This is a genomic window from Paenirhodobacter enshiensis, from assembly GCF_000740785.1.
In the GTDB taxonomy this organism is placed as follows: domain Bacteria; phylum Pseudomonadota; class Alphaproteobacteria; order Rhodobacterales; family Rhodobacteraceae; genus Rhodobacter; species Rhodobacter enshiensis.
The window spans coordinates 13,386-30,748 of the sequence record NZ_JFZB01000025.1 but is presented as its reverse complement, the minus strand read 5'-3'; the positions used below and the strand labels follow the sequence as shown (position 1 = coordinate 30,748).

Here is a 17,363-nt window from a genome sequence, read left to right as displayed (position 1 = left end):
TCAGGCCCCCAGAACGGCGCGGATCGCCGGTTCGTCGAGGCGGTCATGCTCGGCGATCACCACGAGTTCGGTAACGCGCGGACGCGCGCCCCAGGGCTCGTCATACTGGCTGCGCAGACGCGGGCCCACGGCTTGCAGCAGCATCCGCATCGGCTTGCCGGTCACCGCGACATAGCCCTTCACCCGCAGCACGTCCTGCTCGCGCGCCAGACGCTCGATGGCGGCCTCCAGCGCCTTCGGGTCGTCCACCTCGCCGAGCGTCACCGTCATCGAGGCGAAATCGTCATGGTGATGATCGGCCAGCCCGTCGTGATGCGAGGGGCGGGCGGCGAGATCGTCCTCGGCCGCGGCCTCGAGCCCGAGGATCACCCGCGCGTCGACCGCACCGTCGACCACCGACAGGACCGGGATCGGGCGCGGCGCCTCGGCACGGACTGCGGCGCGGGCGCGGTCGAGATCGGCGGCGCCGACCAGATCGGCCTTGGTCAGCAGCACGAGATCGGCACAGGCGATCTGATCCTCGAACACCTCGGAGAGCGGGGTCTCGTGGTCGAGGCTGCCATCGGCGGCGCGCTGCGCATCGACGGCGGCCGGGTCCGGGGCGAAACGGCCTGCGGCCACCGCCTCGGCATCGGCGAGCGCGATCACCCCGTCGACCGTCACCCGAGAGCGGATCGGCGGCCAGTCGAAGGCCTTCAGCAGCGGCTTCGGCAGCGCGAGGCCCGAGGTCTCGACCAGGATGTGATCGGGCGGGACGGGCAGCGCCAGAAGCTGCTCGATCGCCGGGATGAACTCGTCGGCGACGGTGCAGCAGATGCAGCCGTTCGCCAGTTCCACGATGCCCTCGACCGGGCAGTTCTCGTCGGCGCAGGATTTCAGGATCGCGCCGTCGACGCCGGTGGTGCCGAATTCGTTGACCAGCACGGCGAGGCGGCGGCCCTTCGGATGGGCCATCAGATGGCGGATCAGCGTGGTCTTGCCAGAGCCCAGAAAGCCGGTGATGACGGTGACGGGGATTTTCTTCAGATCGGACATCGGAGGTTCCTTCAGCTTTCGGACGGGCGCGGGGATCAGACGGCTTGCGGCGGCAGCCGCGCGACGGAGCGTTTTCGGAAGATCTCGGGGCGTTCGCGCCAGGGCACGAGCCCGTCCGCGGTCGCGCCGTAGCGCGCCGCCCCGGCGAGGATCTCGGGCGCGTCGACGGCCGGGTCCATTTCGGCGTAAACGTAGCTCCACCGCTCTGCCCCGCCCGACAGCGCCACGGCGCAGCCGCGCGAACAGGCCGAGAGGCATTCGACCGGGCGCAGCGTGACGCCTTCGGGGCAAGGGAGCGCAGACAACGCCGCGTAAAGCCGCGCGCCCGGACAGGCGTCCGGCCCGGAAACCTCCGGTTCGCCGGCCACGCGCCGGCAGGTGGTGCAGATCATCAGGGACACCCCGCCCATCGTCGTCTTCCCGCTCGGGGACGCACAGGGGGAGGACAGGCGAGTGCACGGGGGCCGCGAACGGCAGGGTGCGCAAGCCGGCCGCGACACACCCCGTTCGCCCGTTACATCATCGTGCTGGCAGGTCTCCCGGCTTGCGGAGTCGAGGGCCTGAGGCCCCTGCGCCCCGCCCGCCTTCCCGGCCCCGAAGGGTCAGTGGCATCGGACGGAACTCTCCGGTCACGGTCGCGGGGGCGGCTGCTTGGGGCCTTGACGGCCTGTCGCATTCCCTTTTCACCTGTCATCGACAGGAACCAGCGAGGCCCAAGTGACGTCACGCTCACCGCCTTGTCAAGTCTGCCGCCACGGCACCCGCTTTCCGACCCCGAGGACCCCGATGAGCCAGACCGACCCCTCCGAAGACGCCCGCCACGCCGCGAAAATGGTGAAAATCAAGGCCGCGCGTGACCGGATGATGGCGACGAAACAGGGCGAGAAGGGGCTGATCATCGTCCATACCGGCAAGGGCAAGGGCAAGAGTTCGTCAGGCTTCGGGATGATCCTGCGCGCCATCGCGCATCAGATGCCCTGCGCCGTCGTGCAGTTCATCAAGGGCGGCTGGGACACCGGCGAACGGCGCCTGATCGAGGCGCATTTCCCCGATCTGTGCCAGTTCCACGCCATGGGCGAGGGCTTCACCTGGGAGACGCAGGACCGCGCCCGCGACATCGCCGCCGCCGGACGCGGCTGGGAAATGGCGAAACGGCTGATCCGCGACGAGGCGATTCGGATGGTTCTGCTCGACGAGATCAACATCGCGCTGCGCTACGGCTACCTCGATGCGGAGGCGGTTCTGAGCTTCCTCAGGGACGAAAAACCGCCCCTGACGCATGTCATTCTGACCGGGCGCAACGCCTTGCCGGAATTGATCGAATTGGCCGATCTGGTGACCGAGATGACGCTGGTGAAACACCCGTTCCGCGACGGCATCAAGGCACAACCGGGGGTTGAGTTCTGACCGATCTGCTTCAGGCCCTCGCGGAAAAAAATTTTCTGCCACCGCAGATCATTGAAATAAAACGATAAAAATATCGTCCGGAAATACCGATTCTGGCGCCGCATCGGGGGGCAACTGAGCGGCGGGCTTGATTTAGTGCGAATCCTCTCCGACAAATCCGGCCGGGGAGGACCGTCAGAACCCGCGTCGCGACCCCGTGACCGGGCCCGGATTTGGGCTGAGAAACGTTCTGACCGGCAGGGCTTTGGCCCGGTCCGCGATCCCGCCAACCGCCGTCCGCGCGACGGCAAGGAGAACGCGACATGCACATCGAACCCGGCATCGTTTCCGGTGCCAAGATCTTCCTGAGCTATGCCACAGCCGCCGGCGCCGGACTGGTCACGCTGAAGGCCGCGGTCGAGGCGGTGCGGGTGCAGGGCCTCGGCTCGCTGGTGGCGCGCTCGGCCATCGCGACCGCGGCGGTGTTCAGCTTTTTCGAGCTGATGCCGCACTATCCGGTCGGCGTGTCCGAGGTGCATCTGATCCTCGGCTCGACGCTGTTTCTGATCCTCGGGCTGGCGCCGGCGGCGATCGGGCTGGCGATGGGGCTGCTGATTCAGGGGCTGTTCTTCGCGCCCTTCGATCTGCCGCAATACGGGATGAACGTGACCACGTTGCTGATGCCGCTGTTCGGGCTGCGGCTGCTGGCGGGGCGCCTGATCGCGCCGGGCACCGCCTATGTCGATCTGAAATACCGTCAGGCGCTGGCGCTTTCGACGGCCTATCAGGGCGGCATCGTCGCCTGGGTGGCGTTCTGGGCGATCTACGGTCAGGGCCTGGCCGAAGTCACGCAGGTGATGACCTTCGGCGCGGCCTACATGACGGTCATTCTGCTCGAACCGCTGGTCGATCTGGCGGTGCTGGCGGTGGCGAAGCGTGCCCATGCGCTGAAGGGCTCGGGGCTGGTGACGCGGCGCCTTTACGTCTGATCCGACCAATCTGCCGGGCAACCGATTTCCCGGCAGATTTTCATTTTACGCCAATGGCTTCTATAGATTGAGCAAGCCCTCGACATCCAGATGCGCGGCCAGATGCGCGGCCAGCCGGTCGAGGGTATCGTCCACGCCCTGCGCATAGGACTGAGGGCCCGCCTGCACGCCGAAGCCCGCCAGGAAGGCGCGCCGGAAATCGTCTTCGGCGAACATGCCGTGCAGGTAACTGCCGGTCACCTTGCCATCGGCCGAAACCGCGCCTTCGGGCGCCGGGCCGATGCGGGCGAAGGGGCGGGCGCGGTCCGGTCCGTCGCTGCGGCCGATGTGGATCTCGTAGCCGCGGATCGGCGCGCCGGTCGCGACATGGGTGCCCTCGATCCGGGTCAGGCGCTTGTCGGCGACCATCACCGTCTCGATGTCGAGAAGGCCGAGGCCGGCCTCCTCGCCCGCCGGGCCTTCGAGGCCCTCCGGATCGCGGATCACCCGGCCAAGCATCTGATATCCTCCGCAAATTCCCAGCACGTGCCCACCGCGCCGCAGATGCGCCGCAAGGTCGATGTCCCAGCCCTGCGCACGCAGGAACGCCAGATCGCCGCGCGTCGATTTCGTGCCCGGCACGATGACCAGATCGGCATCTCCCGGAACCGGCTGACCGGGCACGATCATGCTCAGATCGACGCCCGGATCGGCGTGCAACGGGTCCAGATCGTCGAAATTCGCGATCCGCGACAGCGTCAGGCACACCACCTTCAGCCCCCGTCCCGCGCTGCGCCGCGGCAGGTCGAGCGCATCCTCGGCCGGCAGAAGCGCGGCTTGCGGGAAATACGGCACCACGCCGAAACCGCGCCAGCCGGTGCGCTCGGCGATCAGCCGATAGCCATCGTCGAACAATCGCGGATCGCCGCGGAACTTGTTGACGATGAAGCCTTTTATCAGCGCCGCATCGGCGGGGTCCAGCACCGCCTGCGTGCCGACGAGCTGCGCGATCACGCCGCCGCGGTCGATGTCGCCGGCCAGAACCACCGGCACGCCCGCCGCGCGGGCAAAGCCCATGTTGGCGATGTCGCCCGCGCGCAGGTTGACTTCGGCCGGGCTGCCCGCGCCCTCGACGATCACCAGATCGTGGCGCGCCGAAAGCCTCGCGAAACTCTCCAGAACCGCGCCCATCAGCTTCGGTTTCAGCGCGACGTAATCGCGCGCCCCGGTCGTCGCGACGCGCCGGCCCTGCACCACGACCTGCGAACCCGTGTCGGTCTCGGGCTTCAGCAGCACGGGGTTCATGTCGCACAGGGGCTCGATCCCGGCGGCCAGCGCCTGCAACGCCTGCGCCCGGCCGATCTCGCCGCCATCGGCGGTGACGGCGGCATTGTTCGACATGTTCTGCGGCTTGAACGGCGCGACGGAGAGCCCGCGGTTGCGCGCCCACCGGCACAGCCCCGCCACCAGCAGCGACTTGCCCACATTCGAGCCCGTCCCCTGAATCATCACCGCGCGCGCCATCCGTCCCCCCGGGTCGTCTTGCCCAAGACCTAAGGCAGCGCGGCGCGCCCGGCCAGCCCCGCTTTCGCGCTTGATCCCGCCGGGGCGCTGCCGCACGCTTCGGCCGAAACCTTCGGGAGGGCGCGATGGACCTGATCTTGCGCAATGTCCGCATCGGACATCAGGGAACGGTGGCGGATATCGCGCTCGACGCCGGGCGGATCGCGGCCATCGGGCCGGGGCTGTCGCTGCCCGCGACGGCCGAGCATGACGGCGAGGGGCTGTTCGCCTGCGCCGGGTTCTCGGACAGCCATGTTCACCTCGACAAGGCCTGTATTCTGGACCGCTGCACCATCCATGACGGCACCTTGTCCGAGGCCATCCGCGAGACCGCCCGCGCCAAGGCCGGTTTCACCGAGGCAGACGTTCACACCCGCGCGCGCAGCGTGATCGAACGGGCGATCTCGCATGGCACGATGCGGATGCGCAGCTTCGTCGAGGTCGATCCGCGCGCCGGGCTGCGCAGCCTGACGGCGCTGTTGCGGCTGCGCGAGGAGTATCGCTTCGCCCTAGATCTGCAGCTGTGCGCCTTCGCCCAGGAAGGCCTGACGCAGGAGCCAGAGACCCTGACCCTGCTGCACCAAGCGCTGGAGATGGGCGCGGATCTGGTCGGCGGTTGCCCCTATGCCGACCCCGACCCCGTGGCGCATGTGAAGGCGATCTTCGATCTGGCGCAGGCGTTCGACGTGGACGCGGATTTCCACCTCGATTTCGACCTCGACCCCGCGCATACCGACCTTCCCGCCGTGCTGCGCGAGACCGAGGCGCGCGGCTGGGGCGGGCGGGTGACGATCGGCCATGTGACCAACCTGTCGGCGATGGGGCCCGAGCGTCTGGCCGAGGTCGCGGCCGATCTCGCGCGCGCGGGCATCGCGGTGACGGCACTGCCGGCGACGGATCTGTTCCTGAACGGGCGCGGCGCGGACCGTCTGGTGCCGCGCGGCGTCGCGCCGGTGCATCGGCTGCATCAGGCCGGCGTGCGCACCGCGCTGGCCACGAACAACGTGATGAACCCGTTCACGCCCTATGGCGATGCCTCGCTGCTGCGGATGGCCAATCTCTATGCCAATGTCGCGCAGCTCTCGCGCCCCGAGGATCTGGCGGCCGCCTTCGCCATGGTCTCGGACGGGGCGGCGGCGGCGATGGGGATGAGCGCCGCGCTGACGACCGGCGCGCCCGCCGACATCGTGCTGATCGAGGCCGCATCGCCCGCCGATGCCATCGCCCGGATCGGGCGGGTGCGCTGCGGCTGGAAGCGCGGGCGGATGAGCTTCGACAACGGCCGCAGCCGGATCTTCGCCCCCGATGCCGGGACCCCATGATCGCGCTGCAAGATGACCGGATCGGCGGTCTTTCTCACGACTTCCGGAAGCTCGACAGGACGTTCACCGGGCTGGATCGCCACAAGGCCAGGATTTCCGTCTCCGCGCATTGAGACAAGGGCGGCCCGCCCGTGGCGGGCCGCGACGGTGGCGATTTCCCGATCCGGGCCGCCCGGTCAGAGGACCGGTGTGTCGAGATCGGCCGAGGTCCTGGCATGGGCCAGCATACTCGCGATCAGCGGGCGGGTGTCGCCGCGCCGGCTCTGGAAGGAATAGGCCATCGGGGTCAGCGCGATGGCCTCCTTTGCGGGGCGCAGCAGGCCGCGCCGGAAATAGCTTTCGGCAATCGCGCAGGGCAGGATGCCGACCCCGACCGACAGCACCAGCATTCCCGCGATCGACCACCAGTTGTTGCAATCGAGCCGCTGCACCTGCGTCACCTGCGCCGCGGTCAGCCAGTCGTCGATCAGCCGCGTGGTTCCGGCCGAAGGCGGCAGCGCGACCAGAGGAACCCCGGCCGACAGCAGCCCGGCGATGCTCCGCCCCGGCTCGAACCCCGGCGCGCGGGCCCAGACGAACCGGCCCTCGGTGATCTTCTGCGACACGATGCTGCTGCGCGACGAGCGCCCCGCCACCACCGCGAAATCGAGTTCGCCGCGCCCGATGCGCTCTTCGAGGACATTGCCCACGCTGATGAACGGCGCGAGCTGAAGTTTCGGATGCGCCGCCTTCACCCGCGCGATGAAGGCGGGCAGCCATGTCACCGCCCCGAGTTCGCCCACCCCGAACACGCAACGCCCGGTCAGCACCGCCTCGGCCGAGACCTCGCGGCGCAGCGTGGTGGACAGCTCCAGCAATTCGACCGCGCGCGGCAGCAGCCGTTCGCCGGCCTCGGTCAGCACCGCCTTCTGGCCCGAGCGGTCGAACAGCACGACCCCGAGCGAAGCCTCGAGTTCGCCGATCCGCTTCGACAGCGACGACAGCGCCAGATGCAGCCGCTCGGCCGCGATCGCGAAACTGGCGCTGGTGGCGCAAAGGTAAAAGGCTTCGAGCTGCTTCAGCGTCATCGGCGGAACTCCGGGCGGGGGCTGTTTCATCTTCGCTTTTAGCGAATATCACGCTTCGATATATCTCTCTTTTTTTCAATATGTATCTCTGGCACTGCCATTTTCCGGGGCATCCGTCGGTGGGATGCGAAGGAGGGATCATGGCAATCAGGCGTGTCGCCGTCGTCGGCGGCGGGATCAACGGGCTGGCGGTGGCGCGGCAGATGCTGCTCGATCATCCGGGGATCGCACTCACGGTCTTCGAGAAGGAAGAGGCCGTCGCCCGGCATCAGTCGAGCCACAATTCGGGCGTCGTTCATGCCGGTCTGTATTACGAGCCGGGTGGCCTGAAGGCGCGCCTGTGCACCCGCGGGGCGCAGCTCGTGCGCAGCTATTGCGCCGAGAACGATCTGCCGTTCGACGAATGCGGCAAGGTTGTGGTGGCCCTCGGGGCCGAGGAAATTCCGCGCCTCGAAGCGATCTTCGCCAAGGCGACGGCCAATGGCGTTCCCGATGTGCGGCTGATCGGGCCCGAGGAGCTGCGCGAGATCGAGCCGAACAGCGTCGGGATCCGGGCGCTGCATTCGCCGCATACCGCCATCGTCTCTTATGGTGCCATCGCCGGCAAGATCGCCGAAGAGGTGATCCGGCGCGGCGGGATCATCCGCACCTCGGCAGCGGTCACCCGCCTCGACGAGCGGCCGCAGGGCGTGTTCGTGATGGGCCGCGACGGGGCGTTCGACGACCGGCCCTTCGATCTGGTGGTCACCTGTTCGGGGCTGCAGTCCGACCGCCTGGCCGAGGCCTCGGGGGACGAGGCAGACCCGCGCATCGTGCCCTTCTTCGGCCAGTATTACGTGATCGACCCGGCCTTCCGCAGCCATGTGCGGGGCCTGATCTACCCGGTCCCGGACCCGAAATTCCCGTTTCTCGGCGTGCATTTCACCAAGCGGATCGACGGCGAGATGACCATCGGGCCGAATGCCTTCATCTCGTTCGGGCGCGAGAATTACTCGGGCCGGGCGGTCGATCTGCGCGACGTTCTCGACTTCGCGACTTATCCGGGGCTGTGGAAATTCGCCGCCCGCAACGGCGCGGCGACGCTGCGCGAGCTGAAGACGGTGATGAGCGCGAAGGTCTTCGTCGGCGAGGCGGCGAAATACGTGCCCTCGCTGGCGGCGGTGGGCGTGAAGCCCGCGGTGCGCGGGATCCGGGCGCAGGCGATGACCCGGGACGGCAGGCTGGTGGACGATTTCGTGATCCGCCGCCGCGGCCGGGTGACCCATATCCGCAACGCGCCCTCGCCCGGGGCCACGTCATCGCTGGCCATCGCCGAATACATCGTGCGCGAGGTTCTCGCGCTCGAATGACCGACAAGATCAACTGGAGGAGGATTGATCGTCATGACCGTTGATACCCCGTCGCCGGAAACGGCCGCCGAGGCGAAAAAGCGCAACCGCAAGGTGGCCCTCGCCACGGTGGTGGGCTCCATGCTCGAATGGTACGATTTCTATCTTTACGCCACGATGGCTTCCATCGTGTTCTCGAAGGTGTTCTTCGACAAGAGCGACCCGAAGACCGCGACGCTCGCGGCGTTCTCGACCTTTGCCATCGGTTTCGTCGCCCGTCCGGTCGGCGGCATCCTGTTCGGCTATCTGGGCGACCGTCTGGGCCGCAAGAAGATGCTGGCCGTGACCTTCACGCTGATGGGCGTGTGCACGGCGGCAATCGGGCTGATCCCGGGCTATGAGACCATCGGGGTGCTGGCGCCCGCCCTGCTGGTGGTGCTGCGCATCGTGCAGGGTCTGGGGGCGGGGGCGGAACTCGCGGGGGCTGCCGTCACCTCTTACGAACACGCCAGCGAGGGACGCAAGGGACGGCAGGGGGCCTGGCCGGCACTCGGTCTCAATCTCGGTCTGCTGCTGTCGTCGCTGACGATCTACCTGCTGACCTGGGGGGGCGATACGTTCTTGCAAAACGGCGGCTGGCGGATTCCGTTCCTGCTGAGCTTCGCGCTGGTCTTCGTCGGGATCTGGGTGCGCACCAGCCTGCCCGAGACCCCGGAATATGCCCGCAAGGCCCAAACCGAGGCGCGCCGGGCCTCGCTGAAAGAGCTGTTCCGCACCTGCTGGCGCAGTGTCCTCGTCGTGTTCGTGCTGGCGATCGGCTACAATTCGGTGAGCTATATCTTCAAGACCTTCTCGCTCGCCTATCTGACCCAGTTCAAGGGGGTGACGGCGCATGTCACCTCGCTGTCGGTGACGCTGGCGAGCATGGTGGCGATTTTCGCGGTGCCCACCTTCGGCTGGCTGTGCGACCGGTTCAGCAGCCGCAAGGTGCTGATCGTCGGCGGCATCCTGTCGGCGCTGTTCGCGCAGCCGTTCCTGACGCTGCTCGGGACGGCGCAGACAGGTTATATCTATCTGGCGCTGATCGTCGGGACGGGCCTTCTGGCGCCGATGATGTTCGCGCCGCAGGGATCGTTCCTCAGCCGTCAGTTCCCGGTGCATGTGCGCTCGACCGGCGTCGGCACCTCGCGCGAGATAGGGACGGCGATCGCCGGCGGTCTGGCGCCGCTCGGAGCGCTGGCGATGGTGGCGCAGTCGCCGACCCACGCGACCGGGGGCGTCGTGGCGATCCTGGTGATCTCGGGGCTTCTGGTCAGCGTGGCCGCGCTTTTCGATCAGGGGCGCCGGTTCACGTCGGGCAAGAACTGATCGCTGCACCTGCCATCTGACCCGCCTGCCATGCAATCCGCGGGCCGCCGGACGATCCGGCGGCCGGCTAGGCCGGTCGATACCAGCGCCCGTCCGCGCCCTTGTTCAGGATCGGCGTCGCGAAGCAGCCCAGAACCGTGTCCGTCCAGCCGCGATAGGGGGTCTCGGGATCGTCGCGCCAGCGCTCGGATTGCAGCATCGCCGCCGCCGTCGCGACCGGGCGCACGCCGATACCGTCAAGCAGCGACAACCCCGCCCGGATCGACCGGCCCGAGGAAATCACGTCGTCGATCAGCACCACGCGCCGTCCCTGCAACAGGGGCAACATGCGCGGATCGACGTAAAGCCGTTTCGCCTGCCCGGGCGTGGTGATCGACGACAAGGGCACCGAAAGCGCCTCGTCATACCAGAACTTGCGCGAGGTGCCGAGCGGCACATACCGCCCATGCCCCAGCCGCCGCGCCACCGCCGAGGCCAGCGTCAACCCGAGCGTCGGCAACCCGGCGATAACATCCGCCTGAAACGGCCGGAGTTTTTCCACCAGCGTCTCGACCAGCGCGTCGAGCACCGCGAAACTCGCCTGATTGACGATCAGCGAGGCGAGCGCATGTTCCCCATCGCCGAGCGGGCGGATCGGCAACAGGATCTGCCGCCCGTCGGGCAGCGCGGCGGGGTAGAAGCCGTCGTGACCGCCCCCGGTCGGGAACTGGCCGGCGGGGAAGATCTCTTGCCAGAAATCGTGCGGTTGCATGTCAGGCCTCGGTTTTCTCGGGCGCCAGCTCGCGCTCGACCAGACGGGTCCAGTAGCGCACGCCCGGCCCGATGGCGGCATCGTTGAAATCATAGGCGCCATTGTGGTGCAGCGCGCCCTCGACCGCCGGCCCGTTGCCGAGCCAGACATAGCAGCCCGGCGCCTCGGCCGCGAAATCGGCGAAATCGTCGCCCGCGGTCGAGGGCGGAAAGGCCGTGCGCACCTTCGCGCCGAACACGTCGCGCGCCGCGCCGAGCGCGCGCGCCGTCGCGTCCGGGTCGTTGATGACCGGCGGGATGCGGCGGATGTAGGTGTATTCGGCCGCGATGCCGGCCATCGCCGCAGCACCATGGGCCAGACGGCCGATCCCGGCCTCCAGCTGGTCGCGGACATGGGGGTCATAGGCGCGGGCGGTGCCGCCGATCTCGATGGTTTCGGGGATGACGTTCAGCGCCTCGGGGTTGCCGGCGCGGATCGCGCAGGCGCTGACCACGGCGGGTTGCAACGGATCGACATCGCGGCCCGGAATGGTCTGCAACGCCGCCAGAAACGCCGCCAGCGCCGGCATCGGATCGTGGCCCAGATGCGGCTTCGCGCCATGGGTGCCGGTGCCCTTCAGCGTCACCCGCCAGCTGTCCGAGGACGCAAGCTGCGGCCCCTCGACCACGGCGATCTCGTCGGTGGCAAGGCCCGGCATGTTGTGCAGACCGTAGACCGCATCGCAGGGAAACAGCTTGAACAGCCCGTCCTTCACCATGCGGCGCGCGCCGCCCCGGCCTTCCTCGGCCGGCTGGAAGATGAAATGCACCGTGCCCGAGAAGCTGCGCGATTTCGCCAAGGCCCGCGCCGCGCCGATCAGCAAGGCGGTGTGCCCGTCATGGCCGCAGGCGTGCATCTTGCCCGGCGCGGTCGAGCGGTAGGGCCGATCGACCAGTTCCGGCATCGCCAGCGCATCCATGTCGGCGCGCAGCCCGATCCGGCGCGTGCCATTGCCGATCTGCAAGGTGCCGACGACGCCGGTGCCGCCAAGGCCGCGATGGACCTCGATCCCGGCTTCGGCCAGCAGGCCCGCCACGATGTCAGAGGTGCGCTCTTCCTCGAAGCCAAGCTCGGGATGGGCATGGAGATCGTGGCGCAGCGCGGTCAGGAATGCCAGATCGTCGTCGATGAAATTCTCTGCGATGCTGTCGCTCATGTCGGCTCTCAGCCCTTTCGATGATCGGTGTCGGGATAGACCGCGAGGATGGGCGAAGCGAGAAGCGTGCCCCTCTCCACATCCGCGATGCCGCGGTCGGTCTGATGGGGGCCGGCGTTGCACGCGAGCGTCGCGCCGAAGCAGGCCTTGAAGATCAGGTAAGGCGGCTGCCAGTCGACGATGCGGTCCATCGCGGCGCGCAGTTTTGCGAAATCATGCGCGACATCGGCCAGCGCCGCGTCCGACACGAGGCCCGAGACAGGGAGTGCCAGCCGTGCCAGCACCTCGCCGCCCGAGACCGCCGCCATGCCGCCGCCCATCGCGATGACGGTGTTGGCGGCCAGCGCCAGATCCTCGGGCGTGGCGCCGAACAGCGTCAGGTTGTGGCTGTCATGCGAGACCGTGGTGGCGAAGCCGCCGCGCCACGCGCCCCAGCCGCGCAGGAACCCGACCCGCGGGCGCGGATCGGCGAGGCCGTGGCGGTGGATGACGGAGATCAGCGTCGCGCCCTCGGGGGGCATGACGCGGCCGTCGCGGATTTCGGTTTCGGCCTCGCCCCAGCGGGTGAAGCGGGGCTGGTCGATGGTGGCGACGCGGGCGCGCGCGCCCTCGGCCGGAAGGGTGAAATCGTCAGGGCTCAGCGGGGCGAGGTGAACCGAGCGGGTGAAGCCCGCAGGCGGGGGCAGGTCGGGGACAGGGCGGGCCAGCGCGCCATCTTCGGCCACCACCGCGCCATTCGCGATGACGAGATCGGCGGCGAAGCCGCTCAGATCGGCGAAGACGGCAATGTCCGCGCGCCGCCCCGCCGCGATCAGGCCGAGGTCGTCGCGCCCGAGCCGGCGCGCACCGTTCAGCGTCGCCGCCTGCAACGCCCATTCGGGCGCCATCCCGTAGCGCACCAGCCGGCGCACCACATCGTCGAGCCCGCCTGCGCTCAGCAGATCGTCGGGGAACACGTCGTCGGTGCACAGCGTCACCGTCTGCGGCAACCGGCCGAGGCGGTTCAGCGCCGCGACGAATTCGGGCAGCAGATGATCGTGCGAGCCGCGCATCTCGATGGTCAGACCGGCGCGCAGCTTCTCCATCAGATCCCCGGCCGAGGTCAGCTCGTGATCCGAACTGACCCCCGCCGCCATGAAGGCCTGAAGGTCCGGCCCGCTCAGCCCGCGGGCATGACCGCAGACGGGCTTTCCGGCCTGAAGCCCGGCGTGGACGATGCCGCTCATCCGCGGCCTGCCGTCGATCACGTCGCGCATGGTCATGACCTCGGCGATGCCGCCGATCTCGGGGCGGGCGAGGATCTGCGCGACGGTCGCGGCGTCGAAATCCGCCCCGCCCCGTTCGAGACCGGGGGCCGAGGGCACGCAGGACGGCGCCAGCACCACGAAGCGCAGACCGAGATCGCGGGTCGCCGCGATGGCGTAATCGACGCCCGCCAGCCCGTGGACATTGCCGAATTCATGCGGATCCCAGGCGACCGTGGTCACCCCGCGCGCCAGCACCGCACGGGCATAGGTCGCGGGCGTCACCATCGAGCTTTCGACATGCATATGCGTGTCGATCAGCCCGGGAGACACGAAGGCGCCGGCCAGGTCGATCGCCCGCGCGGCATCCGCGCGCGTGCCCGGCGTGTGGACCGAGGCGATCAGCGCGCCGCAGATGCCGATGTCGGCGGGGCGGCGTTCGCCCGTCGCCATGTCGATGACAATGCCGTTCGTCAGCAGCAGATCGAAGGGCGCCGCGCCCCGGGCGGCGGCCGTCGCGCGCAGCCGCAGCGCCGGATCGGCGAGGTCCATCGGTTGGGAGAGCGCGCTCATTTGGCGGCCTCGGCGCTCAGGGTGTCAAGGATCAGCGCGCGGATCGCCGCCATGTCGCCGCCCTCGGCGAAGCGGGCGTTGAACGGCGCGCGGCCGGGGCGGGTCTCGACCACGGTGCGGCCGCGGGTCAGCGTGCCGGCGCATTCGACGTCGATGCGCGCCTCGCGCAGGGTGACGAGGTCGGGGCGCATGAACACCGCCGCCGCCGCCGGGTCGTAAAGCGCCATCGCCGGCCGGCCGCGCGACAGCGCGATGTCGACGAAACCGCCGAACAGATCGGCGAGAAGCGCGGCGTTGCGCCCGCCCGCGCGGGCGATGGGCGCGACGGTCTCGGACCCGGCCAAAATCCGGCGGCAGAAGTCGAGATCGACCATCACCGCGCCTTTCACGCGGGCGAAGACGATGGCCGCGGCCTCGGGGTCGGCAAGGGCGTTGAACTCGGCCGAGGCGGTGTGATTGCCCATGCCGAGCCCGCCGCCCATCCACACCAGATCGTCGATCCGCGCCGCGAGATCGGGGCGCGCCAGAACCAGCGTGGCGATATTGGTCAGCGGCCCGAGCGCGAGGATCCGGCGCGGCGCAGACGCCGTTTCAAGCCAGCGGCACAGCGCAAGAAACGCGTTGCCCGTGGCGACGGCAGGGGCGTCGGGCAGCGTCGCGCCGCGCGTCGGGATGCCGGTTTCGCCGAGGATCGCCTGTGCCGTTTCCGTCCGGCCGAGCACCGGACCCGCCGCGCCCAGGTGCATCGGCATCCGCCAGGCGAAGGCCCGCGCCGCCCCGGCCGCGTTACGCGCGACCTGCGCAAGCGGCGCATTGCCGAACACCAGCGAAATGCCGTCGACATCCGCGCCCTGATGCAGCGTCACCAGAACGGCGGCGATGTCGTCAAAGCCCATGTCGGTGTCGATCCAGATCCCGCTCATGTCACTCGGCCCGGCGCAGCGCGGCCGCCGTCGCGACCGGCAGATCGAAGCGCACCGTCGCGCCCAGATCATGGGCCGGCAAGGCGGCGTCGACCTCGGCCTTCACCGGGCCGAGGGGGGTGTCGAGCAGATACTCCCGCGCGCTGCCGGCGAAGGACGAGGACAGCACCGTGCCCTCGAACCGCCCCTCGCCGAAGGTCACGGCGCGCGGCCGCCAGGCGAGCGCCGCCGCCCCCGCGGGCGCATCCGGCACCGGCACGGGTTCGCCCTTCGTCACCATCGCGCCGTCCTTCAGCGCGAAGATCGTCTCGAAGCCGACGAAATCCGCGACGAAGGCGGATTCGGGGCGGTTGTAGATGTCCTCGGGCGTGCCGATCTGCTCGATCGCGCCGTTGCGCATCACGACGATGCGGTCGGCCAAGGCCAGCGCCTCGATCTGGTCATGGGTCACGAAGATCATCGTCAGCCCGGTCTTCTTCTGCACGCGCTGGAGCTCGGTCCGCATCTCCAGCCGCAACCGCGCGTCGAGGTTGGACAAGGGCTCGTCCAGCATCAGAACCTTCGGCTCCATCACCATGGACCGCGCGAGCGCCACGCGCTGCTGCTGCCCGCCCGACATGTCGGGCGTCTTGCGCTGCGCGAAAGGCGTCAGCCCGACCGAGGCGATGGCCGCCATCACCTTGTCTTCGAGCGCCTTGCCCGACATCCCCTTGAGCCGCAGCCCGAAGGCCACGTTCTCGAACACCGTCAGATGCGGGAACAGCGCATAGGACTGGAACACCAGACCGACCTCGCGCCGGTTCGCGGCGACGCGGGTGATGTCGCGCCCGTCGAGCGTGATCTGACCCGCGCGCACCGGCATCAGCCCGGCGATGGCGCGCATCGTCGTGGTCTTGCCGCAGCCCGAGGGGCCGAGCAGCGCGATCAGCTCGCCGCGGTGGATGTCGAGGTTCAGCCCCTCGACGGCGGGGGTCTTGCCATAGGCGAGCGTCAGCCCGTCGAGGCGCAGGAAGGACATGTCAGACATAGCGGGAGAACCCCAGAAAACGTTCGGCCAGAAGCACGATGCCGATGGACAGGAAGGCGAGAAGCGAGGACAGCGCCGCGATGGAAGGATCGAACACGATCTCCATGTAACCGAGCATGTCGATGGGCAGCGTGCGCACCCCCGGACCCGACAGGAACAGCGACACCGGCACCTGATTGAAGCTGGTGACGAAGCCGAGGATGAAGGCCGCGAGGATCCCGCCGCGGATATTGGGCAGCACCACCCGCACGAAGGCCCCGATCCGCGAGGCGCCGAGGATCACCGCCGCCTCCTCCATGTCGGAACGCAGGTTCGCGAGGCTCGCCGAGACGACGCGCACCGCATAGGGCAGGATCAGCGCGGTATGGGCGAGAAACAGCGCGAGCAGGATCGGCACCCCGGCCGGAATGACGAAGTAGCGCAGCAGCGCGAGGCCCACCACGATGCCCGGCACCACGATCGGCAGCGAGACCATGAAGCGCACGGTTTCCGCGCCGGGCAGCCGGTAGCGCGACATCGCATAGGCCGCCGGAATACCGAGGATCAGCGCCGCCAGCGTGCCGCCGATGGCGAGAAACAGCGAGGTGCCGAAACTTTGCCGGAAGCTCTCGACGGTGAAGACCTTGGCGATCCATTTGAACGAGAAGCCCTGCGGCGGGAAGGCCAGCGTCTCGCCCGCCGAGAAGGAGGCCGCGACGATGATGATGAACGGCCCGATCAGGAACAGCAGCACGAGGCCGAGGGTGAGGGGGGCAAGAATGTTCCGGGTCATTTTCCGCTCCTCGCGGTGGCGATGCGGCGCAGCAGGATATTCGCCGAGAAGCTCATCGCGATCAGCAGGAAGGCGATGACCGAGGCGGCGGGGAAGTTGCTGGCGACGGTGACCTGCTGGTAAAGCAGCGTCTCCAGCATCAGCACCTTGGAACCGCCGAGGATCGCGGGCGTGATATAGGCGGTGAGCGATCCGGTGAACACCAGCGTGCCGCCCACGATCAGCCCCTCGCGCGTCAAGGGCAGGATGATCTTGACGAAGACCTGCAACCAGTTCGCCCCGAGGATGCGCGCCGCCGGCACCGCGTCCTTCGGCAGGTTCTCCAGCGCGCTGACCAGCGAGATGATCATCAGCGGCAGGAACAGTTGCAACAGCCCGAGGAACACCGCCGTCTCGGTGAACAGGAAGCGGATCGGCGCGTCGGTCAGCCCGACGAATTTCAGCGCCTCGTTGACGATGCCGGTGCGCCCGAGGATCACGATCCAGGCATAGGTGCGCGCCACCGGCGAAATCATCATCGGCAACACCACGAGGCCGATCATCCGCCCCTTCGTGCCCGCGGGCATCGAGACGATGGCATAGGCCGTCGCGTAACCGATCACCGCCGCCGTCGCCGTGACCATAAGCCCGAGCTTCAGCGTGCGCAGAAAGATCTTCTGGTTCAGCGGCTCGGAAAAGAACTGCACATAGGCCGAGAGCGACCAGCCGCCCGGGCCATGCAGCCCCTCGGAGAGCAGCAGGCCCACCGGCACCAGAAAGACGATGGCGGCGAAGACCGCCGCCGGAAGGGCAAGCGCATAGGCTTCGGCCCGGTTGTGGAACATGTGCCAACCTTTCGGTC

General features: G+C 68.6%; 16 protein-coding genes and 1 riboswitch. Of the genes, 5 read left to right on the top strand and 11 right to left on the bottom strand.

The features are described 5' to 3' along the window. Positions 1 to 1,035, bottom strand: coding sequence for a cobalamin biosynthesis protein CobW (cobW, locus tag CG50_RS11800; RefSeq protein WP_036638601.1), 1,035 nt, complete (start codon positions 1,033 to 1,035; stop codon positions 1 to 3). A 35-nt stretch (positions 1,036 to 1,070) separates the two neighbouring features. Then, the gene (locus CG50_RS11795) at positions 1,071 to 1,445 is read right to left on the bottom strand and encodes a DUF1636 family protein (protein WP_036638599.1); all 375 of its coding nucleotides are present in this window, start codon (positions 1,443 to 1,445) and stop codon (positions 1,071 to 1,073) included. A 102-nt stretch (positions 1,446 to 1,547) separates the two neighbouring features. Continuing rightward, a riboswitch (cobalamin riboswitch) is annotated at positions 1,548 to 1,756 on the bottom strand. Positions 1,757 to 1,821: 65 nt separating this feature from the next. On the opposite strand from CG50_RS11795, the gene cobO reads away from it, so the two are divergent. Then, positions 1,822 to 2,442 (top strand): cob(I)yrinic acid a,c-diamide adenosyltransferase, encoded by a 621-nt coding sequence (cobO, locus tag CG50_RS11790; protein WP_036638596.1) that lies wholly within the window; start codon positions 1,822 to 1,824, stop codon positions 2,440 to 2,442. Positions 2,443 to 2,744: 302 nt separating this feature from the next. Continuing rightward, entirely contained in the window at positions 2,745 to 3,410 is a 666-nt protein-coding gene (locus tag CG50_RS11785; protein ID WP_036638594.1) for an energy-coupling factor ABC transporter permease, read from the top strand. A gap of 60 nt (positions 3,411 to 3,470) precedes the next feature. On the opposite strand, the gene CG50_RS11780 is transcribed toward CG50_RS11785, so the two are convergent. Then, positions 3,471 to 4,913, bottom strand: coding sequence for a cobyric acid synthase (locus CG50_RS11780; RefSeq protein ID WP_036638593.1), 1,443 nt, complete (start codon positions 4,911 to 4,913; stop codon positions 3,471 to 3,473). Positions 4,914 to 5,038: 125 nt separating this feature from the next. On the opposite strand from CG50_RS11780, the gene CG50_RS11775 reads away from it, so the two are divergent. After that, positions 5,039 to 6,274 (top strand): amidohydrolase family protein, encoded by a 1,236-nt coding sequence (locus CG50_RS11775; protein ID WP_036638591.1) that lies wholly within the window; start codon positions 5,039 to 5,041, stop codon positions 6,272 to 6,274. Between the two features lie 176 nt (positions 6,275 to 6,450). On the opposite strand, the gene CG50_RS11770 is transcribed toward CG50_RS11775, so the two are convergent. Then, positions 6,451 to 7,341: a LysR family transcriptional regulator gene (locus tag CG50_RS11770; RefSeq protein ID WP_036638589.1), complete on the bottom strand. Its 891-nt coding sequence runs from the start codon at positions 7,339 to 7,341 to the stop codon at positions 6,451 to 6,453. 140 nt (positions 7,342 to 7,481) lie between these two features. Between CG50_RS11770 and lhgO the strand changes: the two genes are divergently transcribed. After that, the gene (lhgO, locus tag CG50_RS11765; RefSeq protein WP_036638587.1) at positions 7,482 to 8,690 is read left to right on the top strand and encodes an L-2-hydroxyglutarate oxidase; all 1,209 of its coding nucleotides are present in this window, start codon (positions 7,482 to 7,484) and stop codon (positions 8,688 to 8,690) included. 33 nt (positions 8,691 to 8,723) lie between these two features. After that, positions 8,724 to 10,037: an MFS transporter gene (locus CG50_RS11760; protein ID WP_036638584.1), complete on the top strand. Its 1,314-nt coding sequence runs from the start codon at positions 8,724 to 8,726 to the stop codon at positions 10,035 to 10,037. Positions 10,038 to 10,104: 67 nt separating this feature from the next. Here CG50_RS11760 and CG50_RS11755 read toward each other — a convergent pair whose 3' ends face one another. The 7 genes from CG50_RS11755 to CG50_RS11725 are packed head-to-tail and all read right to left on the bottom strand — an operon-like array spanning position 10,105 to position 17,346. Then, positions 10,105 to 10,788 (bottom strand): phosphoribosyltransferase, encoded by a 684-nt coding sequence (locus CG50_RS11755; protein ID WP_036638581.1) that lies wholly within the window; start codon positions 10,786 to 10,788, stop codon positions 10,105 to 10,107. 1 nt (position 10,789) lies between these two features. After that, positions 10,790 to 11,983, bottom strand: coding sequence for an amidohydrolase (locus CG50_RS11750; RefSeq protein WP_036638579.1), 1,194 nt, complete (start codon positions 11,981 to 11,983; stop codon positions 10,790 to 10,792). A gap of 8 nt (positions 11,984 to 11,991) precedes the next feature. Continuing rightward, complete coding sequence (locus CG50_RS11745) at positions 11,992 to 13,800, bottom strand: adenine deaminase (protein ID WP_036638577.1); 1,809 nt, start codon at positions 13,798 to 13,800, stop codon at positions 11,992 to 11,994. Next, on the bottom strand, positions 13,797 to 14,723 hold the full coding sequence (locus CG50_RS11740) for a nucleoside hydrolase (RefSeq protein WP_036638576.1): 927 nt from the start codon (positions 14,721 to 14,723) through the stop codon (positions 13,797 to 13,799). The genes CG50_RS11745 and CG50_RS11740 overlap by 4 nt, the downstream gene beginning before the upstream one ends. Position 14,724: 1 nt before the next feature. Further along, positions 14,725 to 15,750 carry an ABC transporter ATP-binding protein gene (locus CG50_RS11735; protein WP_036638573.1) on the bottom strand — a complete coding sequence of 342 codons (1,026 nt, stop codon included), beginning with the start codon at positions 15,748 to 15,750 and terminating at the stop codon, positions 14,725 to 14,727. Continuing rightward, the gene (locus CG50_RS11730) at positions 15,743 to 16,522 is read right to left on the bottom strand and encodes an ABC transporter permease (RefSeq protein ID WP_036638570.1); all 780 of its coding nucleotides are present in this window, start codon (positions 16,520 to 16,522) and stop codon (positions 15,743 to 15,745) included. Before CG50_RS11730 ends, CG50_RS11735 begins: the two co-directional genes overlap by 8 nt. Next, on the bottom strand, positions 16,519 to 17,346 hold the full coding sequence (locus CG50_RS11725) for an ABC transporter permease (RefSeq protein ID WP_036638568.1): 828 nt from the start codon (positions 17,344 to 17,346) through the stop codon (positions 16,519 to 16,521). The genes CG50_RS11730 and CG50_RS11725 overlap by 4 nt, the downstream gene beginning before the upstream one ends. Between the last annotated feature and the right edge of the window lie 17 nt (positions 17,347 to 17,363).